The organism is Amycolatopsis balhimycina FH 1894, assembly GCF_000384295.1.
Lineage (GTDB): Bacteria > Actinomycetota > Actinomycetes > Mycobacteriales > Pseudonocardiaceae > Amycolatopsis > Amycolatopsis balhimycina.
The window spans coordinates 7,270,560-7,291,915 of the sequence record NZ_KB913037.1; the positions used below are offsets into that span (position 1 = coordinate 7,270,560).

The 21,356-nt window shown below is 70.7% G+C and carries 23 protein-coding genes; 20 read left to right on the forward strand and 3 right to left on the reverse strand.

Annotated features, from left to right (window positions below; translation table 11 throughout):
• Positions 1 to 232: 232 nt before the first annotated feature.
• Positions 233 to 697: a MarR family winged helix-turn-helix transcriptional regulator gene (locus A3CE_RS0133390; RefSeq protein WP_020644454.1), complete on the reverse strand. Its 465-nt coding sequence runs from the start codon at positions 695 to 697 to the stop codon at positions 233 to 235.
• Positions 698 to 792: 95 nt separating this feature from the next.
• On the reverse strand, positions 793 to 2,601 hold the full coding sequence (locus A3CE_RS0133395) for an ABC transporter ATP-binding protein (protein ID WP_020644455.1): 1,809 nt from the start codon (positions 2,599 to 2,601) through the stop codon (positions 793 to 795).
• A gap of 218 nt (positions 2,602 to 2,819) precedes the next feature.
• On the opposite strand from A3CE_RS0133395, the gene ffh reads away from it, so the two are divergent.
• The 17 genes from ffh (at position 2,820) to A3CE_RS0133480 (ending at position 17,410) form a co-directional block, all read left to right on the forward strand.
• Positions 2,820 to 4,406, forward strand: coding sequence for a signal recognition particle protein (gene ffh, locus A3CE_RS0133400; protein WP_020644456.1), 1,587 nt, complete (start codon positions 2,820 to 2,822; stop codon positions 4,404 to 4,406).
• A complete protein-coding gene (locus tag A3CE_RS0133405) occupies positions 4,403 to 5,479 on the forward strand; it encodes an amidohydrolase family protein (protein ID WP_020644457.1) in 1,077 nt (358 codons plus the stop codon). The genes ffh and A3CE_RS0133405 overlap by 4 nt, the downstream gene beginning before the upstream one ends.
• A 45-nt stretch (positions 5,480 to 5,524) precedes the next feature.
• Positions 5,525 to 6,250 (forward strand): CPBP family intramembrane glutamic endopeptidase, encoded by a 726-nt coding sequence (locus A3CE_RS0133410; RefSeq protein ID WP_020644458.1) that lies wholly within the window; start codon positions 5,525 to 5,527, stop codon positions 6,248 to 6,250.
• Positions 6,251 to 6,372: 122 nt separating this feature from the next.
• Complete coding sequence (locus A3CE_RS0133415) at positions 6,373 to 7,176, forward strand: CPBP family intramembrane glutamic endopeptidase (protein WP_020644459.1); 804 nt, start codon at positions 6,373 to 6,375, stop codon at positions 7,174 to 7,176.
• 171 nt (positions 7,177 to 7,347) lie between these two features.
• Positions 7,348 to 7,791 (forward strand): 30S ribosomal protein S16, encoded by a 444-nt coding sequence (gene rpsP, locus A3CE_RS0133420; RefSeq protein WP_020644460.1) that lies wholly within the window; start codon positions 7,348 to 7,350, stop codon positions 7,789 to 7,791.
• A complete protein-coding gene (locus A3CE_RS0133425) occupies positions 7,788 to 8,027 on the forward strand; it encodes an RNA-binding protein (protein WP_003103110.1) in 240 nt (79 codons plus the stop codon). The genes rpsP and A3CE_RS0133425 overlap by 4 nt, the downstream gene beginning before the upstream one ends.
• Before the next feature lie 29 nt (positions 8,028 to 8,056).
• Positions 8,057 to 8,572 carry a ribosome maturation factor RimM gene (gene rimM, locus A3CE_RS0133430; RefSeq protein ID WP_026469119.1) on the forward strand — a complete coding sequence of 172 codons (516 nt, stop codon included), beginning with the start codon at positions 8,057 to 8,059 and terminating at the stop codon, positions 8,570 to 8,572.
• 1 nt (position 8,573) lies between these two features.
• On the forward strand, positions 8,574 to 9,320 hold the full coding sequence (trmD, locus tag A3CE_RS0133435) for a tRNA (guanosine(37)-N1)-methyltransferase TrmD (RefSeq protein ID WP_020644462.1): 747 nt from the start codon (positions 8,574 to 8,576) through the stop codon (positions 9,318 to 9,320).
• A gap of 152 nt (positions 9,321 to 9,472) precedes the next feature.
• Positions 9,473 to 9,841 carry a 50S ribosomal protein L19 gene (rplS, locus tag A3CE_RS0133440; protein ID WP_020644463.1) on the forward strand — a complete coding sequence of 123 codons (369 nt, stop codon included), beginning with the start codon at positions 9,473 to 9,475 and terminating at the stop codon, positions 9,839 to 9,841.
• 31 nt (positions 9,842 to 9,872) lie between these two features.
• Positions 9,873 to 10,811 carry a signal peptidase I gene (gene lepB, locus A3CE_RS0133445; protein ID WP_026469120.1) on the forward strand — a complete coding sequence of 313 codons (939 nt, stop codon included), beginning with the start codon at positions 9,873 to 9,875 and terminating at the stop codon, positions 10,809 to 10,811.
• Positions 10,812 to 10,901: 90 nt separating this feature from the next.
• Entirely contained in the window at positions 10,902 to 11,756 is an 855-nt protein-coding gene (locus tag A3CE_RS0133450; RefSeq protein WP_020644465.1) for a ribonuclease HII, read from the forward strand.
• Positions 11,753 to 12,076 (forward strand): DUF2469 domain-containing protein, encoded by a 324-nt coding sequence (locus tag A3CE_RS0133455; RefSeq protein ID WP_003096226.1) that lies wholly within the window; start codon positions 11,753 to 11,755, stop codon positions 12,074 to 12,076. The genes A3CE_RS0133450 and A3CE_RS0133455 overlap by 4 nt, the downstream gene beginning before the upstream one ends.
• Before the next feature lie 267 nt (positions 12,077 to 12,343).
• The gene (locus tag A3CE_RS0133460) at positions 12,344 to 12,721 is read left to right on the forward strand and encodes a YraN family protein (RefSeq protein ID WP_020644466.1); all 378 of its coding nucleotides are present in this window, start codon (positions 12,344 to 12,346) and stop codon (positions 12,719 to 12,721) included.
• Entirely contained in the window at positions 12,721 to 14,232 is a 1,512-nt protein-coding gene (locus A3CE_RS0133465; RefSeq protein WP_020644467.1) for a YifB family Mg chelatase-like AAA ATPase, read from the forward strand. Before A3CE_RS0133460 ends, A3CE_RS0133465 begins: the two co-directional genes overlap by 1 nt.
• Entirely contained in the window at positions 14,229 to 15,368 is a 1,140-nt protein-coding gene (dprA, locus tag A3CE_RS0133470) for a DNA-processing protein DprA (RefSeq protein WP_020644468.1), read from the forward strand. Before A3CE_RS0133465 ends, dprA begins: the two co-directional genes overlap by 4 nt.
• 103 nt (positions 15,369 to 15,471) lie before the next feature.
• Complete coding sequence (locus A3CE_RS0133475) at positions 15,472 to 16,452, forward strand: tyrosine recombinase XerC (protein WP_043791220.1); 981 nt, start codon at positions 15,472 to 15,474, stop codon at positions 16,450 to 16,452.
• Between the two features lie 109 nt (positions 16,453 to 16,561).
• Positions 16,562 to 17,410, forward strand: a complete 849-nt coding sequence (locus tag A3CE_RS0133480; RefSeq protein ID WP_026469121.1) for a FliA/WhiG family RNA polymerase sigma factor — start codon at positions 16,562 to 16,564, stop codon at positions 17,408 to 17,410.
• Here A3CE_RS0133480 and A3CE_RS52020 read toward each other — a convergent pair whose 3' ends face one another.
• Positions 17,411 to 17,983 (reverse strand): M23 family metallopeptidase, encoded by a 573-nt coding sequence (locus A3CE_RS52020; RefSeq protein ID WP_020644471.1) that lies wholly within the window; start codon positions 17,981 to 17,983, stop codon positions 17,411 to 17,413.
• Positions 17,984 to 18,628: 645 nt separating this feature from the next.
• Here A3CE_RS52020 and rpsB point away from each other — a divergent pair.
• The 3 genes from rpsB to pyrH all read left to right on the forward strand — a co-directional run bounded on the left by rpsB (position 18,629) and on the right by pyrH (position 21,322).
• Entirely contained in the window at positions 18,629 to 19,519 is an 891-nt protein-coding gene (rpsB, locus tag A3CE_RS0133490; protein ID WP_020644472.1) for a 30S ribosomal protein S2, read from the forward strand.
• A gap of 90 nt (positions 19,520 to 19,609) precedes the next feature.
• Positions 19,610 to 20,425 carry a translation elongation factor Ts gene (tsf, locus tag A3CE_RS0133495; RefSeq protein WP_020644473.1) on the forward strand — a complete coding sequence of 272 codons (816 nt, stop codon included), beginning with the start codon at positions 19,610 to 19,612 and terminating at the stop codon, positions 20,423 to 20,425.
• Between the two features lie 153 nt (positions 20,426 to 20,578).
• Positions 20,579 to 21,322 carry a UMP kinase gene (pyrH, locus tag A3CE_RS0133500; protein ID WP_013223864.1) on the forward strand — a complete coding sequence of 248 codons (744 nt, stop codon included), beginning with the start codon at positions 20,579 to 20,581 and terminating at the stop codon, positions 21,320 to 21,322.
• The last annotated feature ends 34 nt before the right edge of the window (positions 21,323 to 21,356 follow it).

Below are 21,356 nucleotides of genomic sequence, written 5' to 3' on the forward strand. Positions count from 1 at the left end.
GGGAGGTGAGCCGTCCTGGCACCAGGGTTCCGGGGCGGGCCGGCGGAGGAGCGGCCCGTTCCGGAACCCGCGCCGCATCGCGGGGAGGCGGTGCGGAAGGGGCGTCTTGAAGGCTGCCGCGGAGGGATCGAGGGGTCTCCGCGGCAGCCTTCAGGCGTCCGGACGTCATGAACGACTCGTTCCTGTCGCCGGACGAGGTGAACGACTCGTTCATGACATCGGCGGCCCGGACTCAGGCGTCCGCGACCCGGAGCAGCAGGTCGGCGGCCAGCCTGAGCAGCTGCCGCTCGGTCGGCGAGAGCGCCGACTCCAGCGAACCCGCCAGCCAGCGCTCGCGCTGCACGCTGTATTCGCGCAGCACTGCCAGGCCTTCGGGGGTGATGCTGACCCGGGAGCGGCGGCCGTCGCCGGGGTCGGGCGTGCGCGTGACCAGCCCGCGCCCGGTGAGCGACGCCAGGATCCGCGTCAGGGACTGCGGCTGCAGCCGTTCCGCCGTGGCCAGCTCGGTCGGCGTCTGCGTGCCCGCCCGGTAGAGCCGGCTCAGCACCGCGAGCACCGCCGGGCCGGGGCTGCCCTGGCCGGCCTCGGCCCGCATCCGCCAGCTCACCCGCCCGACGCCTTCGCGCACCCGCCGGGCCAGGTCCGCCAGCTCGGGGTCCGCGCTGACCGGTGCGGCGACGTCGGGTTCGGAGTGCATGGCCCCCAGATTACTGATCCGGCCAAAAGTAGGCCGACCCCCCACACAGCACGTAACCGTTGCTACGAAGCCATTCGGCCGTGGCTGTGGTCGGATTAGTAATGATCGGCACCGTAGGCGGTTCCGCTGACCAGCCGGGCATAACGCCCGTCGCGCGCCAGCAGCTCCTCGTGCGTCCCGCGCTCGGCGATCCGGCCCTCGTGCAGCACCACGATCTGGTCCGCGTGCTCCACAGTGGACAGCCGGTGCGCGATCGTCAGGGTCGTGCGGCCCGCGGCGAGCCGGTCGAGCTCGGCCTGCACCGAACGTTCCGTGCGCGTGTCGAGCGCGCTGGTCGCTTCGTCGAGGATGAGCACCGGCGGGTTGCGCAGCAGGATCCGCGCGATCGCCATCCGCTGCTTCTCGCCGCCGGAGAACCGGTAACCCCGCTGGCCGACGACGGTGTCGTAGCCCTCGGGCAGCCCGGCGAGGGTGTCGTGGATGTGCGCGGCCTTCGCGGCGGCCTCGATCTCCTCGTCGGTCGCGTCCGGCTTCGCGAAGCGCAGGTTCTCCCGGACGGTGTCGTGGAAGAGGTACGTCTCCTGCGACACCATCCCGACGCCGGCGGCGAGCGAGGCGAGGGTGACGTCCCGGACGTCGACGCCGTCGATCTTCACCGACCCTTCGCTCGCTTCGTACAGCCGCGCCACCAGATACGCGAGCGTCGTCTTGCCCGAGCCGGTCGAGCCGACGAGGGCCGTCGTGGTCCCGGCGGGCACGTCGAGGTCGATCTCGCGAAGCGTCAGCGGCCCGTCTTCGTCGTAGCGGAAGGAGACGCCTCGCATCGAGACGTCGCCGCGGCGCACCTCCAGCACTCGCGCTCCCGGCTTGTCCGCGATCTCCACCGGCAGGTCGAGCACTTCGAAGATGCGGCCGAACAGCGCCTTCGACGTCGCCACGTTCTGCCCGATCGTCTGCATCGCGGTGGCCGGCGCGACCAGCCGGTTCAGCATGCTGGTGAAGGCCACCACGGTGCCGAGCGAGATCGGCGACGCGCCGCCCGCGAGCGCCAGCCCGGCGATCCAGTAGACCAGCGCCGGGATCACGGTGAGGCTCATCGCCCGCGACGCGGTCTGCCACCGCCCGGCCAGCGCGGCGGCCCGTTCCAGCGACGCGATCTCCCGTGACTCCGCGCCGAAGCGTTCGCGCATCGCGCGTTCGTTGCCCATCGTCTTGGCGAGCAGGACGCCGGTGACCGACAGGGACTCCTCGACCATCGTCGTCAGCCGGGCCATCCGCCGGGTCCGGCCGCGGGCCAGGTTCCGCCGCTTCTTGCCCAGCCGCAGCGTGAACAGCAGGAACAGCGGGACGGCGACCAGCGAGAGCGCCGCGAGCTGCCAGTCGAGCAGGACCAGCGCCACCGTGATGGCGATCGTCGTGGTCGCGTTCTGCACCACCGACCCGGCGGTCGTGGTGATCACGTTGTCGACGCCGCCGATGTCGTTGAAGACCCGCGAGAGCACTTCGCCGCTCTTCGTCCGCGTGAAGAAGCCGAGCGACATCCGCTGCAGGTGGCCGTAGACCGAGACGCGCAGCTCGTTCATGACCCGCTGCCCGATGGTGTTGGACAACCCGGTCGTGGCGACGCCGAGGGAACCGCTGCCGGCCGCGCAGACGATCATCCCGGCGGCCAGCAGGCTGATCAGCAGCGTGTTCCGGTGGGGCAGGGCGTCGTCGAGGATCTCGCGCAGCAGGAACGGCGAGACGACGCCGAGGCCGGCCTGCAGGACGATCAGCGCGAACAGCGCGGTCATGGGCCCGCGGTGCGGGCGGAACAGGCCGGCGATCCGCCGCAGCGGGACCGGCTCGTCGGCGTCGGTGGCCGGTTCGGCGAGCGACGGCCGGGGTTTGGTCGCGGAAGTCATACACGCATGTTTACCGAATCTCGCGGGTCTGACCACTGATTTTCGAATTTTGACCAGGCTTTACCCGGTGGATCGCGCGCTTAGTAGTACACCTATGTGTACTAATCGCGTGCGCGACTTTTGCATACCCGCGAGGCGGGGGACCCGGAGCGACTACCCTTGACAAAGCCGGCCGAGTCCGGCGCGCCACCATCGACCCAGCTGGAGCGTGCACACCCGTGTTCGACACCCTCTCCGATCGGCTCACCGCCGCCCTGCAGACGCTCACGCGCAAGGGCAAGCTGTCCGACGCCGACATCGACGCCACCGCGCGCGAGATCCGCATCGCGCTGCTGGAGGCCGACGTGGCCCTCGGCGTGGTCAAGACCTTCATCGCGAGGATCAAGGAACGGGCGAAGGGCGCCGAGGTCTCGCAGGCGCTCAACCCCGCGCAGCAGGTCATCAAGATCGTCAACGAGGAGCTCGTCGGCATCCTCGGCGGCGAGACGCGCCGGCTCAGCCTGGCCAAGACGCCGCCGACCGTGATCATGCTCGCCGGTCTGCAAGGTGCCGGTAAGACGACGCTCGCCGGCAAGCTCGCGCTGTGGCTGAAGAAGCAGGGCCACGCGCCGATGCTGGTCGCCTGCGACCTCCAGCGCCCGAACGCCGTCACGCAGCTGCAGGTCGTCGGCGAGCGAGCCGGGGTCACAGTCTTCGCTCCACATCCGGGCGCGACAGCGACCGGTGCATCAGCACAGCCCGGCAACGGCGTCGGCGACCCGGTCGACGTCGCCCGCCGCGCCATCGCCGAGGCCAAGCACGCGCAGCACGACGTCGTCGTGGTCGACACCGCGGGCCGCCTGGGTGTCGACGAAGAGCTGATGAAGCAGGCCGCCGACATCCGCGACGCGGTCGAGCCGGACGAGGTCCTGTTCGTCGTCGACGCGATGATCGGCCAGGACGCCGTGACGACGGCCGAGGCGTTCCGCGACGGCGTCGGCTTCACCGGCGTCGTGCTGACCAAGCTCGACGGCGACGCCCGCGGTGGTGCCGCGCTGAGCGTCCGCGAGGTCACCGGCCAGCCGATCCTGTTCGCCTCCAACGGCGAGAAGCTCGAGGACTTCGACACCTTCCACCCGGACCGGATGGCGTCACGGATCCTCGGCATGGGTGACGTGCTCACCCTGATCGAGCACGCCGAGCAGGCCTTCGACCAGCAGCAGGCAGAGAAGGCCGCGGAGAAGCTGTCGAGCGGCCAGCTCACCCTGGAGGACTTCCTCGAGCAGATGCTGGCGGTCCGCAAGATGGGCCCGATCGGCAACCTGCTCGGCATGCTCCCTGGCGCGGGCCAGATGAAGGACCAGCTGGCCCAGGTCGACGACAAGCACCTGGACCGGCTGCAGGCGATCATCCGCGGCATGACGCCTGCCGAGCGCGCGGACCCGAAGATGATCAACGGTTCGCGCCGGCTGCGCATCGCCAACGGCTCCGGCGTCACCGTCCGCGAGGTTAACGACCTGGTCAACCGGTTCTTCGAAGCCCGCAAGATGATGGCTCAGATGGCGGGCCGGTTCGGCTTCGGCGGCGGGGGCGGCTCGAAGTCCCGCAAGGGCAAGAAGGGCAAGAAGGGCGGGCGCGGCCCGACGCAGCCCAAGGTCCGCGGCGCACTCCCTGGAGGTTTCAGCCCGGGCGGCATGCCGATGCTGCCTCCCGGCGGGCAGCTGCCCGGCGGGATGCCCGACCTGTCGCAGCTCGGCGGCATGAACGAAGTCCCGGGCTTCGACCCGACGAAGTTCAAGCTGCCGAAGAACCCCAAGGACAATTGAGCACCGCGCTCCACGCCGCCGGGGTGATCCTGCCCGGCGGCGAGCCGGGGGAACTGTGGATCACCGGCGGCCGGATCTCGTTCGAGCCGGTGCCTGGCGCCGAGACGCTCGGCCGGGACGTCTTCCTCGTGCCCGGCCTGGTCGACGCGCACTGTCACCCCGGCATCGGCGTCGGCGGCCCCGTCTCGCTGGAGGAAGCGGCCGCGCAAGCCGTGGCCGACCGTGACGCGGGCACCCTGCTGATCCGCGACTGCGGCCTGCCGATCGACGTCCGGCCGCTGCAGCGGCGGGCCGACCCGCCGGCGATCATCCGCTCCGGGCGGCACCTCGCCCTGGCCAAGCGCTACATCCCCGGTCTCGGCCTTGAGCTGGAGGACCCGGCGCAGCTGCCGGACGCCGTCGCCGAGCAGACCCGCGACGGCGACGGCTGGGTCAAGCTCGTCGGAGACTGGATCGATCGCGGGGTGGGCGACCTCGCGCCGCTGTGGCCGGACGACGTCCTGACCGAAGCCGTCAAGGTCGCGCACGACCACGGCGCCCGCGTCACCGCGCACGTGTTCGGCGAAGCCGCGATGCCCGGGCTGATCGCGTCCGGCATCGACTGCCTGGAACACGGCACCGGCCTGAGCGCCGGCCAGCTGGCCGAGCTGGCGCGCCACGACATCGCGCTCGTGCCCACGCTGATCAACATCGAGAACTTCCCGGGCATCGCCGACAAAGCGGGCAAGTACCCGGTGTACGCGGACCACATGCGGGCGCTGCACGCCGGCGTCGGCGAGATGGTCGCTTCCGCCATCGAGGCGGGCGTACGCGTCTACGCGGGCAGCGACGCCGGTGGCCTGGTCGAACACGGCAGGCTCGTCGACGAGATCGAGGCGCTCCACCGCGCCGGCATGACCCGGGAGCAGGCCCTCGCGAGCGCGTCCTGGGCGGCCCGAGACTGGCTGGGCCACCCCGGTATCGCCGACGGCGCGCCCGCCGACCTGCTCGTCTACCCGAGCGACCCGCGCGCGGACCTGGATGTCCTCCGGCATCCCTCGCACATCGTGCTCGGCGGTGTCGTGTACGCGTGACCCCCGCTGATTTCCTTGCGGGGTCGGCACTTTAGCGTGGGGCCCGTGACGGACGACGACGGTGCACGGCGCGTGCTGGGCGCGCACTGGTGTTTCGTGGCGTTCTTCGCGGGGATCGCCGGCTACTACCTGGCCAACCTGATCATCGCCGCCGCGGTCAACCGCAACGTCGGCGAGTTCGACCCCCTGGAGCTGCGCGACATCGGCCCGCTCCTGATCCTGGCGTTCGTGCCCAACCTGCTGCTCGGCCTCGGCCCGGCGGCGGCGTCGTGGCGCTGGGGCGAAGGGCTGCGTGCCGACTTCGGCCTCAAGCCGACCTGGCGCGACGTCCGGATCGGCCTCGCGTGCGGGGTGCTCGCGCTGGTCGTCGGCTACCTGCTCAACCTGGTGCTGATCGCGGTCTACGGCGCCGACGACGTCTCGGACAGCCCGCTGACCGACCTCGCCGACACCTTCGACGGCGACACGGTGTGGCTGGTGCTCGCCGCGGTGATCGTCATCGCCGGCGCGCCGATCACCGAGGAACTGCTGGTCCGCGGCACGCTGTGGAACGCGCTGTCGTTCCACCGGATCCCGCCGTGGGTGGTGCTCCTGCTCACGTCGCTGGTGTTCGCCCAGCTGCACGGCGAGCCGACCCGCACGATCGCCCTGTTCGGCCAGGGCATCGCGATGGGACTGGCCCGCCACCTGTCCGGCCGGGTCAGCGCGGGCGTGATCGCCCACGCGGCCAACAACCTGCCGCCCGCGGTCCTGCTGTTCGTCGCGCACTAGACATGCGCAGTGGACGCATTGGACGTTGCGCAGATTGATGGACAGTAGCGGGACGGATACTGTGAGATCACATCCCGGCGGCTAGGCTCGAGGCAGGAGCCGAGCGACGCGGAGGGCAAGGCGTGACCACTTCCCAGCCTCGGGACCCGGCTCCCGACGCGACGCCGTTCCCCGAACCGGAGGAGCCCGCCGCGACCGCCTTCCTCCCGTCCCCGCCGCGCCACCGATGGGGCTTCGGGGCGTTCCTGCTCGTCGAGGCGACCCTGCTGGCGTCCGCGGCCTTCGTGTCCGTGCTCGTCGGCGACACCGATCCCGGCCCGCTGCCGATGCGCGTCGTGCTGCTCGGCACGATGCTGCCGACGATGATCGCGGCCGGGGTCGCCGTGCTGGTCACCTACGTGCGCGGCAACGGGCCGGTGGCCGACCTGCGGCTCGAGTGGCGCTGGGCCGACGTCAAGACCGGCTTCCGGTACGGCTGCGTGGGGCTCGTCTTCACCACCCTCGGCGCCTACCTCTGGACGCAGCTGGTCGGCAACGCCCACGCGACGTCGGCGATCAGCGCGCTGGTCGAGGACCGCACGATGTCGGTGTCGGCGGCCTTGGTGATGTTCGTCTACCTCTGGCTGCTCGGCCCGATCTGCGAAGAGATCATCTACCGCGGCCTCCTCTGGGGAGCCGCGGAGCAGTTGCAGTGGCGCAGCGAGCGCTGGGGCCGCGTCGCGGCGTTCCTGCTGTCCACGGCGGTGTTCGCGGCCAGCCACCTGGAGCCGCTGCGGACGACGTTGCTGCTGGTCATCGCGGTGCCGATCGGCCTGGCGCGGCTGGTCACCGGCCGCCTGCCGGGCAGCATCGTCGCGCACCAGGTGAACAACTTCCTCCCGGCGCTCACCATCCTGCTCGGGGCGCTCGGAGTGACCTCTTTCTAGGCCTGTTTCCGGTCCCGGGAGCGCCGTCTGGCAGAATGGCACACTGCTTGCTTCCGCCGGACCCTCTCACCGTGCGAAAGCTCCTGACCTTCGGGTGCCCGCGTCCGTGTCCCCACTCGGATCGCGAGTGCCCACCCCAGCATCAGAGAGATACGAGGAGTACCCACACCCGTGGCCGTCAAGATCAAGCTGCAGCGCCTCGGCAAGATCCGTGCGCCGTACTACCGCATCATCGTCGCCGACGCGCGCACCCGCCGGGACGGCAAGGCCATCGAGACGATCGGCAAGTACCACCCGAAGGAAGAGCCGAGCCTGATCGAGGTCGTCTCCGAGCGCGCCCAGTACTGGCTGAACGTCGGCGCGCAGCCGACCGAGCCGGTCCAGCGCCTGCTGGAGATCACCGGTGACTGGCAGAAGTTCAAGGGTCTGCCGGGCGCCGAGGGCACCCTGAAGGTGGCCGAGCCGAAGCCGTCCAAGCAGGACCTGTTCAACGCGGCGCTCGCCGCGGCCGGCGAGGAGCCCTCCACCGAGGCCACCACGCCGAAGAAGAAGTCCGCCCCGAAGAAGGCCGAGGCCGAGAAGGCAGAGGCTGCTGAGGGCGAGAAGTCCGAGTGAGTTTCCTCGCGGACTCCCTCGAGCACCTGGTGCGCGGGATCGTCGACAACCCGGACGAGGTCCGGGTCGAGCTGCTGACCACGCGCCGTGGCCGCACGCTCGAGGTGCACGTGCACCCCGACGACCTCGGCAAGGTGATCGGCCGGGGCGGTCGCACGGCGACCGCCCTGCGCACCGTCATGGGCGGCATCGGTGGCCGCGGCGTCCGCGTGGACGTCGTCGACACGGACCGCTGAGCCCCTGTGTCGGATTCGAAACGGTCAGGATGAACGTCGTAGTGATCGGCCGCATCGCGAAGGCGCACGGCATCCGCGGTGAACTCGCCGTGGACGTGCGCACGGACTCGCCGGGCGAGCGGTTCAAGATCGGTGCGGCCGTCACGACGAAGCTGCGTGACGGCAGCAAGAGGGAACTCACCATCGCAGCCGCCCGCGAACACAGCGGGCGGCTGCTGGTGCGTTTCGAGGAGGTCCTCACGCGCGACGTCGCCGAGACGCTGCGGGGCGCCCTCCTGCTCGCCGACACCGACACGCTGCCGCCGACGTCGGACCCCGACGAGTTCTACGACCACGAGCTGGCCGGCCTGCGGGCCGAGCTGGTGGACGGCACCGTCGTGGGCAAGGTGGTCGAAATCGTCCACTCGCCCGCCGGCGAGCTCCTGGAGCTCGACGTCGACGGCCGCGAGGTGCTGGTGCCGTTCGTCTACGCGATCGTCCCCACGGTGGACGTCGCGGGCGGCCGGGTCGTGCTCGACCCGCCGGAAGGGCTCCTGGACGCCTGAGATGCGGATCGACGTCGTCACGATCTTCCCCGAATACCTCGACCCGCTGCGCGCCGCGCTGCTGGGCCGGGCGATCGACCGCGGCCTGATCGAGGTCGGCGTGCACGACCTGCGCGAGTGGACGCACGACGTGCACCGCGCGGTCGACGACGCGCCGTACGGCGGCGGCCCCGGCATGGTGATGAAGCCGCAGATCTGGGGCCCGGCGCTGGACGACGTCTGCCGTCCCGAGACGCGGCTCGTCGTGCCGACGCCGGCGGGCAGGCCGTTCACCCAGGAGCTGGCCCACGCCTACGCGGCGGAGAAGCACCTGGTGTTCGCCTGCGGCCGGTACGAGGGCATCGACCAGCGGGTCGTCGACGACGCGGCGCGTCGCATGCCGGTCGACGAGGTGTCGATCGGCGACTACGTGCTGGTCGGCGGCGAAGCGGCGGTGCTGGTCATCGTCGAGGCCGTCGTCCGGCTGCTGCCCGGGGTGCTCGGCAACGCGCGTTCGGCTGCCGAGGACTCCTTCTCCGACGGCCTGCTCGAAGGGCCGAGCTACACGCGCCCGGAGGTGTGGCGGGACCTGGCGGTGCCCGACGTCCTGCGGTCCGGAAACCACGCGCTGATCGACCGCTGGCGGCGTGACCAGGCCCTCGAGCGCACGGCCCGCCGCCGACCCGATCTCCTGGCGGCGCTGCCGGAAGGTAGTCTCGACAAGCACGATCGCGGGGTCCTGGAGGGCTTGGATCCCGAGCAGGCCTAGGGCCGGTTCGCCCGGCCCGATCCCGGTCTGTAAACTTGACCGGTGCCGTGGGCGCGAGTAAAGCCCACCAACAGCCCCCTGGTCGCCCGCAGCGGTTCCGTTGCGCGCCGGGATCTGTACGCAAGCCATACGAAGACGAGGACGGACCACCGATGAACACCCTGGACGCGCTGGACAAGCAGTCGCTGCGTTCCGACATCCCGGACTTCCGCCCGGGCGACACGCTCAAGGTGCACGTCCGCGTCATCGAGGGCAACCGCGAGCGCAACCAGGTCTTCCAGGGCGTCGTGATCCGCCGTCAGGGCGGCGGCATCCGGGAGACCTTCACCGTTCGCAAGGTGTCCTTCGGCGTCGGCGTGGAGCGCACCTTCCCGGTGCACTCGCCGAACATTGCTCAGGTCGAGGTCCACAAGCGCGGTGACGTGCGGCGCGCGAAGCTGTACTACCTGCGCGACTTGCGCGGCAAGAAGGCCAAGATCAAGGAGCGTCGCGAGAACCGCGAGACGGCTTCGGCTAACTGAGTCACAACCCGGTTACCGGTAGCCTGACGACGTGGCCGAACCCGTGTCCCAGAACGCTGCTGAGGATGACCCCGATCGCTCCGAAGAGGACAAGCCCAGGCTGTCCCGCTCCGAGGAGCGCGGGGGATCCCGCAGGCGGCGAGCCAAGCCCGCCAAGAAACGGTCGTTCTGGAAGGAACTGCCGATTCTGCTCGTGATCGCCCTGGTGCTCACGATCCTGATCCAGACATTCCTCGCGAAAGTCTTCATGATCCCCTCGGGTTCCATGGAGGCCACCCTGCACGGGTGTCCCGGGTGCACCGGCGACCGGATCCTTGTCGACCGGGTCACGTACGACTTCACCGAGCCCTCCCCGGGCGACGTGGTCGTGTTCAAGGGCCCGCCGGCGTGGATCAACAACGAGATCGCACCGCAGGAGTCGAGCAACATCGTCGTCCGCGGCCTGCAGGGCCTCGGCTCGCTGGTCGGGTTCGCCCCGCCGGACGAGCGCGACTTCGTCAAGCGGGTGATCGCGGTCGGCGGCCAGACCGTCCAGTGCTGCGACCCGCAGGGCCGCATGATCGTGGACGGCAAGGCACTCGACGAGCCGTACATCTACTGGGACAACCCGGCGAACCAGGAGCAGCGGACCTTCGAGCCGGTCAAGATCCCGGCCGGGATGGTCTGGGTGCAGGGCGACAACCGGAACAACTCCGACGACTCCCGGTTCCAGGGCGGCGGCGGCGTGAACGGCGCGGTCCCCGTGGACAACATCATCGGCAAGGCACGGATCATCGTCCTGCCGCCGAGCCGGTGGGGCGGGATCACCGACCACAACCCGCAGGCGTCGGCCCAGCCGGTGGCCCTGGGTGCGCCGGCCTGGCAGAGCGGCCTTCCGCTCGGCGCCGGGATCGCGGCGGCCTGGCCGGCGTTGTTCTTGGGGCGCAAGCTCAAGTCCGGACTGCGCCGGGCGGCCGGGCGGAAACCCTAGCCACCCGATCCTTGTCGGCAGACGGGTGATCCAGCCTTGACAGTTCCCGTTCCCCTCACCGCGGCCGAGCCGATCCGGCCACCGCGGGCCGTGGTGCGCGGCGACCTCTTCTGGGGGTTGCAGGGCGCGCTCGACCGCCGTGGCCTCGGCCCGGTCGCCGGTGTGGACGAAGCCGGCGCCGGGGCGTGCGCGGGGCCGCTGGTGGTCGCGGCCTGCGTGCTGAAGCAGGGCGACGCGGCGAAGCTCACCGAGCTGACGGATTCCAAGCTGATGACGGCGAAGGCGCGCGACCGGGTCTACGACCTGGTCCTCGCCCGGGCCGTCGACTACTCGGTGATCGTCATCCCGACGGCCGAGGTCGACCTCTACGGCATCCGGGTGATGAACCTGGAGGGCATGCGCCGCGCCGCGGCGGCGTTGCGCGTGCCGCCGGGCTACATCCTCACCGACGGCTTCCGGGTCCCGGGCCTCACCGCCCCGAACACGGCGGTGATCAAGGGCGACCGCTCGGTGGCCTGCATCGCGGCCGCGTCGGTGCTGGCGAAGGTGACGCGTGACCGCATCATGGCGGGCTACCACGACGACTTGCCGCACTACGGTTTCGACGTGCACAAGGGTTACAGCACGTCCGACCACCTGGCGGCACTGCGCGAGCACGGCCCCAGCGACGTCCACCGCTGGTCGTACACGAACGTCGCGACGGTGGCCGTCAAGCACGGCCTGCGCCCGGCGCGGCCGGTCGTGCTGACCTACGCGGCGCTGGAAAAAGCCATGGAAACCGGAGCGGACGCGAGTCTGGCCGCGGTCCTCGACGAAGCACTCGAACCGCAACTCAGCCTGCCGCTGCATGCCTCGGCCGCGGGTGTGGGTCACAATGAACGCTCCGCCGGCGGAGCAGCAGCACGATCCCCAGCACGATCCCGAGGAGGGGCGCGGATTTCATGAGCGCAGAGGATCTCGAGAAGTACGAGACCGAGATGGAGCTCTCGCTGTACCGCGAGTACCGCGACATAGTGGGTCAGTTCTCGTACGTGGTGGAGACCGAGCGGCGGTTCTACCTGGCCAACGCGGTGGACGTCCAGGTCCGCGACGGCGGTGGCGAGGTGTACTTCGAGGTCCGCATGTCGGACGCCTGGGTATGGGACATGTACCGCCCGGCCCGCTTCGTCAAGCACGTCCGGGTGATCACGTTCAAGGACGTCAACGTCGAGGAGCTCGACAAGCCCGACCTGCGCCTCCCCGAAGACGGCCCGTTCTCGGGCTGAGCCAGGTCCCACCCGCGCCGGCCCGTCCCCAAGGACGAGCCGGCGCGGTGCTTTTCACCCTTCGCCGAGCCCTACCACAGCGCACTGACAAATTCAGGGCAAGCTGGCTTCGTGTGGGCAGATTGTCCACATCCCCCTAGTTGTCCACAGGCCGACGATTTCGGGCTGGTCTGTCCGCGACGTCCGCTGGCACCGTTGATCGCATACGCACCGTGATCGTCGGGGACCGCCCCGGTAACCGGTGAGAGCCAGCAAGGGGGGCGAACGATGACGGGCACCGAGCAGCTCGCAACACACCGCCGTGACTTCGGCGCCTGGGGCGAGGATTTGGCCGCCCGATATCTGCAGGACCGCGGCTTGGTCCTGCTGAGCCGTAACTGGCGGTGCCGTGAGGGTGAGATCGACCTGGTCGTCACCGACCGCGCGCGCGTCATTTTCTGTGAGGTCAAGACGCGGTCCGGAACGGAATTCGGGCTGCTGTCCGAGACTGTCACCGAAGAAAAAGCCGGGCGGGTACGTCGAGCCGCGCAACGGTGGCTGCGCGAGTTTCGCCTCGGCTGGTGCCCCGTCCGCTACGACGTCGTCGCGATCCTCGCCGAGCCCGGCACCAGCCCGCGCTTGCAGCACTTCGAGGCGGCGTTCTGATGCCCATCGCGAAGGCGTGGTCGGCAGCTCTCCTCGGCGTCGACGGCCGGGTCATCGAAATCGAGGCGGACCTCGGAGGCGGGTTGAGCCGGGTCACCCTCGTAGGCCTACCCGACGCGGGCCTGCGCGAGGCGAAGGACCGCGTTCGCTCAGCTGTCCGGAACTCGGGGCAGCCTTGGCCCGACGGCAAGGTGACGCTCGGTCTGTCTCCGGCGAACCTGCCGAAGATGGGGTCTGCCTACGACCTCGGGATCGCGGCGGCCGTCCTTGCGGCTTCGGGCGCTGTTCCGGCGACGCGGCTGCTCGGCACGGTGTTGCTCGGCGAACTGGCCTTGGACGGCCGGATCCGGCCGGTCCGCGGCGTTCTCCCGGGTCTGCTGGCGGCTCGTGCCGCCGGTTATGGACGAGCCGTCGTGCCCGCGGACTCCCTCGTCGAGGCGGCACTCGTGGACGGCATCGAAGTCGCGGGTGCGCCCCACCTCCGCGACCTGGTGGCGTGGCTGACGGGCGAAACCGAGTTGGTGCCTCCGGAGCCTCCCGCGCCGGCGTCGGCCCCGGAAGTACCGGATCTGGCCGACGTCGTCGGCCAGCCGGAGGCACGCTGGGCCCTGGAGGTCGCTGCGGCAGGCGGGCACCACCTTTTGCTCACCGGGCCGCCCGGTGTCGGAAAGACAATGCTGGCAAGGCGCTTGCCTGGCCTGTTGCCGCCCTTGTCGTCCGAGGAGTCATTGGAAGTGACGGCCGTTCACTCGGTCGACGGCTCGTTGTCCAAGGCGTCGCCCTTGATCACCGTGCCGCCGTTCGTCGCTCCGCACTATTCGATCTCCATCGCGGCGCTGATCGGCGGCGGTAGCGGGATCGCCTCACCCGGCGCGATCAGCCGGGCTCACCGTGGCGTGCTCTTCCTCGACGAGGTTTGTGAGTTCGGTGCCCAGTGCCTCGAGTCACTGCGTACCGTGCTCGAAGAGGGTGAGGTGCGCATCGCCAGGGTCAAGGGCTCGATCACCTACCCGGCGCGGTTCCAGCTCGTGCTGGCCACCAACCCGTGCGCATGCGCGCCGCCGAAAGACGCCGACTGCGTGTGCTCGCCGACCGCCCGCCGTCGCTACCTCGGCAGACTCTCCGGGCCGTTGCTCGACCGGGTCGACCTGCGGGTCCGTCTGCGACCACTGAGCGCGATCAGCGCTCATGACCACGGAACAGCGGAGTCGTCGGAAACCGTTCGCGAACGAGTGCTCATCGCTCGCGAACGTGCCAGGCGGCGGTGGCGTGAACACGGGTGGCTGTCCAACTCGGACGTTCCCGGACCGGCACTGCGGCGCCAGTTCGCCCTGCCCGCCGACGCGACAGTCCTGTTGGACCGCGCAATGGACCGCGGTGCGCTGAGCGGCCGGGGCGCCGATCGCTGCTTGCGCATCGCGTGGACTCTGGCCGATCTGGACGGTGAGGCCCGCCCAGGCACCGAACAGGTCAGCTCAGCCCTGGCCTTCCGCGAACGGGTGGCGGCGTGAGTGCCGATGAGCTGCGGCAGGCCCGCGCCTACCTGCTGCGCGTAGCCGAGCCACCGGCGCCGTCGCTCGTCGCCTTCGTGGCCGCACACGGGCCGGTCGAGGCTGCCGGGCGGGTGCGTCGCGGCGATTGCCCGCCTGAGGTGCTGAAGGCGACCGAAGCCCGCCGGGAGTACGACCTCGTCGCCCAGGACTTCGCCCGGGCCGCCGCGGCGGATGCCCGGCTCGTCGTCCCCGAAGACGACGAGTGGCCGGCCTGGCCGTTGCTCGCCCTGGACCTCGCCGCCCGGCGAGGGGTGGCCGAGGCCGTGCCTCCGCTGGCTTTGTGGGTCGCCGGCGATGCCGCGCTCGGCGATGCCGCCGATCGGGCCGTGGCCGTGGTCGGTGCTCGCGCGGCGACCGAGTACGGCGAACACCACGCCGCCGAGTTCGCGTACGGGCTGGCCTCCCGCCGTGTGCCGGTGTTCTCCGGCGCCGCCTACGGCATCGACGGCGCTGCGCACCGAGGCGCGCTCGCCGCCGACGGCGTGACTGTCGCCGTGCTGGGCTGCGCTGTCGACGCCGGCTATCCGGCGGGGCACGTGGGCCTGCTGAAGCGGATCGTCCGCTCCGGCGGCGCGGTCGTCAGCGAATACCCGCCCGGCACCCCGCCCGCGCGGCATCGCTTCCTCGTCCGCAACCGGCTCATCGCCGCCCTCACCGAGGGCACCTTGGTGGTCGAGGCGGGACGGCGCAGCGGTGCCCGCAACACCGCCGGCACCGCCGGTGCCCTCGGCAAGGTCGTGATGGCGTTGCCGGGACCGGTCTCGTCCGGGATGTCGGTCGGCTGTCACGACCTGATCCGCGATGCGCGGGCGACGCTGGTCTCGACCGTCGACCAGGTGCTCGAAACCGTCGGTCGCTTCGGCGCCGCCGAGGACGTGGCAGCCCGGCCGAAACGGCCCACCGACCGGCTGGGGCCGGAGGCTTTGCGGGCCTACGAAGCACTCGCTGTGCGCGCGGACCGGTCCGACGCCGAGATCGCGGCCGAATCCGGCATCCCGCTGCGGCGGGTGCGGGCACTGCTGCCGGCGCTGGAGATCGACGGATTCGCCGTCCGCGGGGAAGCGGGCTGGCGACGACGAAGGGACAGCGCGTGAACGCCACGAATTCCCGGCGAAAACGTCGATGGTGTTCGGCCGGTCCGGTGGGCCCGCGTGGCGATCCTTGACCGGTGGCCGTTGTTCGCGCAGCGTGACAGTCATGCCGTCACCACGCTCCGGCCGGCCCCGCCGACCCGACCTGCGCGCGCTCCGGACCGCGCTGCCCGGGCCCGTGCAGGCCGTCGTCACCGGCTACGAACGGCACCTCGGGCTCGAACGTGGCTTGTCCGCGCACACCGTCCGCGCGTACGTCGGCGATGCGGTCTCGTTGCTCGGGTTCGTCGTGGACGGCGGGGGCGGGCTCGCGGAACTGGACCTCGCGCGGCTGCGGGCGTGGCTCGCCGTGCAGCAGTCCGGCGGGGCGAGCCGCACGACGCTCGCCCGGCGGGCCGCCTCGGCCCGGACCTTCACCGCCTGGGCGCACCGCACCGGCGTGCTGGCCACCGATCCGGGCGGACGGCTCGCCGCTCCGCGGGCGCACCGCACCCTGCCCGGGGTACTGCGCGCCGGGCAGGCGGAAGAGGTCATGCGGGCGTCGGCGGCCGGGGCGGCGCAACGGGATCCGGTCGCCCTGCGTGATCGCGCGATGGTCGAGCTCCTCTACGCGACCGGGATCCGCGTGTCCGAGTTGTGCGGACTGGACGTCGGCGGCGCCGACTTCTCCCGTCGTGTCGTGACGGTGCTCGGCAAGGGCGGCAAGGAACGCGTGGTCCCGTTCGGCGTTCCGGCGGCAGAGGCGCTGGCCGGCTGGATCGACGAGGGGCGGGCGAAGATCGTCGCGGAATCCGGAGGTGACAGCGCCGAATCCGCACTTTTCCTCGGTGTGCGGGGCAAACGTGTCGACCCGAGGACGGTGCGGCGCGTGGTCCACGACGCCGTCACGGCGGTGCCCGGAGCGGCCGACATGGGGCCTCACGGCCTGCGCCATTCGGCCGCCACGCATCTGCTGGAAGGGGGTGCCGATCTCAGGAGCGTTCAGGAACTGCTTGGTCACGCTACGCTTGCCACGACGCAGCTCTACACTCATGTGACCGTCGACCGGTTGAAAGCGATCCATGACCGAGCGCACCCCAGGGCCTGAGGCGGTCCGGGGAGGCTCGCCGGGGTCGTCACCAGCGGGCCCGGCGGCGCACGCGCATCCGCACGAGCACGGAGACAACACTGAGCCGCATGCCGAGAACGACTGTGCAATGACCGCAGGACCGCACGTGACCGATGCCGCCGGAGTGACCACTCACGGTGAGGCCGCCGCGCCCGCGGAAACCCGCGCCGGCTACGACGTCGACGCCGGGATCGCGGCGCTGTGGCAGCAGTTCGCCGACAGCCCCGACCAGGCGTCGCGCGATCGGCTCGTGCTGCACTACGCCCCGCTGGTCAAGTACGTCGCCGGCCGGGTCGGCACCGGGCTGCCGACCCACATCGACGTCGGTGATCTCGTCCAGTCCGGCATCTTCGGGCTCGTCGACGCCATCGAGAAGTTCGACCCCGAGCGCGGCCTGCGCTTCGAGACCTACGCGATGCAGCGCATCCGCGGCGCGATCCTCGACGACCTCCGTTCCCAGGACTGGGTTCCGCGCGCCGTCCGCAGCAAGGCCAAGGAAGCCGAGCGCGCGATGGAACGCCTCGGCGCCCGCCTGCACCGCACCCCGACCGACGCCGAGCTCGCCGCCGAACTCGGCATCGGCCTCGACGACCTGCGCGACTTCTACGGCCAGCTGCAGCTCACCAGCGTCGTCGCGCTGGAGGACCTGGTCGCCGCGGGCAAGGACAGCGGCTCGCTGGTCGACACGCTGCCCGACGACGACGCCGTCGACCCGGTCGCGGTGCTCGTCGACCAGGACAACCGGCGCCAGCTCGCGCAGGCCATCGCGCAGCTCAGCGAGCGCGACAAGATCGTGGTCAGCCTCTACTACTTCGAGAGCCTGACCCTCGCCGAGATCGGCAAGGTCCTCGGCGTCACCGAGTCGCGGGTCAGCCAGCTGCACACGCGGGCGGTCATGCGGCTGCGCGCCAAGCTGGTCGAGCAGACCGGCAGCTGATCACGGACCACCTCCCCACGGCTTGAGCCGGTATTCACCGACCTCGCCGGTCAGCGCCAGGGGATCGACGTACTCCTCGCCCCGCCGCACGCCCCAGTGCAGGCAGGCCGCCACCAGGCAGCCGGGGTGCCCGGCGAGGACGGTGCCGAGCACCTGGCCCCGGTAGACCTGCGCACCCACGCCCACCTGCGGCGCGACGGGCTCGTAGGTGGTGCGGAGCCCGCCGTCGTGGTCGACGGAGATGACGGGCCGCCCGGCCACCACCCCGGCGAACACGACCACGCCCGCGTCCGCGGCCAGTACTTCCTGCCCGGGCACGGCGGCCAGATCGACCCCTCGGTGCCCCGCGCCATAGGGCGTTTCGGGGGCGTCGAAGTACTTCATGACCACCGGAACGGGTGACAAGGGCCAGGACAGCCGCGGTTGCGGTGCGGCTCGGGCGCCGCCTGTCCAGGGGGCGCCCGCGACCGAGGGCAGCCAGTCCGGCGCGGCCATGAGCGCGGTGGACCATTGCCCGGCCGGTTCGGTCGGCGAGAGGCCGAGGGCCGGTGCCGGCTCGCTCGTCCGGGGCAAGGCCGGCAGGGAGCCGGCTGTCGGGGGTGCCGGTCCACTCGCCGACGGCAAGGCCGGCCGGGAGCCCGGCATCGGGGGCGCCAGCCCGCCTGTCCATGGCTGCCGTGGGGACTGCGGCGGCCCGAGCCCCTCCGCCCAAGCCGCCGGCACCGCCGTGCTCCGAGCGGCCACAACTCCACCTCCTACACTCCCGAATGCCCCCATGACCAGGGCAACCACGGTCACGAACCACCCCGGCACCCGGCGCCGGCGACGACTGATCGACTCCATGGCTCCAGCCTGCGGTACTCCGCGGCCGCGTGGCGGCCCGTCGCCGAATCTGTGGACAACCGGACCGCATGTGGACAACTCGGTCCTCGATCGGCCGCCGGTGGGGGAGGGGCTGGTGGCAGGGGGTAGAATCTTGTGCGCGGTCCGCGTGAGCGGGCTGACTTCGCGTGCACGTGCGCGTCCCCCGGTTTTCGAGCATCACCGACCGGGCGAATCGCACGGTGTCCGGCGGTCCCTGGGGTCCTCACCAACCTCCGGGTCCGGACGCCGCCACGGGCACCAGGGCGAGCGGCCACCCGGTCGCGAGCGACAAAACCGAGCAGCGCGTCCGCGGAAGCAGGGCGCGCACTACACAGAAGAGGTGTGATTCCGGCAATGGCCGTCGTCACCATGAAGCAGCTGCTCGACAGCGGCGTGCACTTCGGGCACCAGACCCGTCGGTGGAACCCGAAGATGAAGCGCTACATCTTCACCGAGCGCAACGGCATCTACATCATCGACCTGCAGCAGACGCTGACCTACATCGACCGTGCCTTCGAGTTCATCAAGGAAACCGTCGCGCACGGTGGCACGATCATGTTCGTCGGCACCAAGAAGCAGGCGCAGGAAGCCATCGCCAACGAGGCCGCGCGCGTGGGCATGCCCTACGTCAACCAGCGCTGGCTCGGCGGCATGCTGACCAACTTCCAGACCGTGCACAAGCGTCTCCTCCGCCTCAAGGAGCTCGAGTCGCGGGAGCAGACCGGCGGCTTCGAAGGTCTCACCAAGCGCGAGATCCTGACGCTGACCCGCGAGAAGGACAAGCTCGAGAAGACCCTCGGCGGTATCCGCGACATGGCGAAGGTGCCGAGCGCGGTGTGGATCGTCGACACGAAGAAGGAGCACATCGCCGTCGGCGAGGCTCGCAAGCTGAACATCCCGGTCGTCGCGATCCTGGACACCAACTGCGACCCGGACGAGGTCGACTACCCGATTCCGGGCAACGACGACGCGATCCGCTCGGCCGCGCTGCTGACCAAGGTCGTAGCCGAGGCCGCGGCCGCCGGTTTGATGGCGCGCTCCAGCCGCAACGGTGCTTCGGCCGACTCCAAGCCGGAGCCGGGCGTCGCCGCGGACGAGCCGCTGGCCGAGTGGGAGAAGGAGCTGCTCGCCGGCTCCGAGACCGCCGCCGCCGACGCGACCGAAGCCGCCGCTGCCGTCGAGGCGGCCCCGGCCGAGGCGGCCCCGGTCGAGGCCGCTCCCGAGCAGGCGACCGCCTCCTCCTGATGCTCCACCGTCCGTGCGGCCGTGCCCCCGTGGCCCGGCCGCACGGGCGTAGCAACCCACAGATTTCCTGCAAAGGACGGATTTACCAGAATGGCGAACTACACCGCCGCTGACGTGAAGCGCCTGCGCGAGATGACCGGCGCCGGCATGATGGACTGCAAGAAGGCCCTCGAGGAGAACGCCGGCGACTTCGACAAGGCCGTCGAGTTCCTCCGCATCAAGGGTGCCAAGGACGTCGGCAAGCGCGCCGAGCGCGCCACCGCCGAGGGCCTGGTCACCGGTGACGGCGGCGTCCTCATCGAGCTCGACTCCGAGACCGACTTCGTCGCGAAGAACGCCGACTTCCAGGCGCTCGCCGCGAAGATCGTCGAGGTCGCGAAGACCCTCAAGACCTCCGACGTCGAGGCGCTCAAGGGTGCCGAGCTCGACGGCAAGACCGTCAACGAGGTCGTCCAGGAGATGTCGGCCCGCATCGGCGAGAAGCTCGAGCTGCGCCGCGTCGTGGCCTTCGAGGGCCAGACGGCGACCTACCTGCACCGCCGCGGCTCCGACCTGCCGCCGGCCGTCGGCGTGCTCGTCGAGTTCACCGGTGACGACGCCGAGGCCGCCCGCGGGGCAGCCATGCAGGTCGCCGCGCTGCGCGCGAAGTACCTGACCCGCGACGAGGTGCCCGCCGAGATCGTCGAGAACGAGCGCTCCATCGCCGAGAAGACCGCTCGTGAAGAGGGCAAGCCCGAGCAGGCCATGTCGAAGATCATCGAGGGCAAGGTCAACGCCTACTACAAGGACAACGTCCTGCTCGAGCAGCCGTCGGTCAAGGACAACAAGAAGACCGTCAAGGCCCTGCTCGACGAGGCCGGCGTGACGCTGACCAAGTTCGCGCGCTTCGAGGTCGGCCAGGCCTGAGGCCAGGCCCGGGCGTAGGTTTCACCCAGTGCCCCGTCTCCGTCCATCGGGGACGGGGCACTGTCAGGTCTGAGGATGAAGAAATCAGGTCGAGGGGCAGCCGCCGACGTACTCCCTCCCACGGAGGCGGCCGAGCACAGGAGGCGACGATAGATGGGTGACCGGGTCGAAGGTGGCTACCGGCGGGTGCTGCTGAAACTGGGCGGCGAGATGTTCGGCGGTGGTTCTATCGGCGTCGATCCGGATGTCGTCCACTCGGTCGCGCAGCAGATCGCCGACGTCGCCCGCACCGGCGTCCAGGTCGCGGTCGTGATCGGCGGCGGCAACTACTTCCGCGGCGCGGAGCTGTCGCAGCGCGGCATGGACCGCGACCGCGCCGACTACATGGCGATGCTGGGCACCGTGATGAACTGCCTCGCGCTGCAGGACTTCCTGGAGAAGGAAGGCCTGCCCACGCGCGTGCAGACCGCCATCACGATGGGCCAGGTCGCCGAGCCCTACATCCCGCGCCGCGCCGAGCGGCACCTGGAGAAGGGCCGCGTCGTGATCTTCGGCGCCGGGGTCGGCATGCCGTACTTCTCGACCGACACCGCGGCCGCGCAGCGGGCGCTCGAGCTGGGCTGCGAGGCCGTGCTGATGGCGAAGGCCGTCGACGGCGTCTACACCGCGGACCCGAAGGCCGACCCCACCGCCGAGATGTTCCGCGAGATCACCCACCGCGAGGTGCTGGAGCGGGACCTCAAGGTCGCCGACGCGACGGCGTTCAGCCTCTGCATGGACAACAACATGCCGATCATCGTGTTCAACCTGCTCACCGAGGGGAACATCGCTCGCGCGGTGAGTGGTGAAAGAATCGGCACGTTGGTCAGCACCCCGACTGCCGGGGTGCCGGCCTAGACCTGCTGGGATCAGCAAGCGTCACCCATCACAA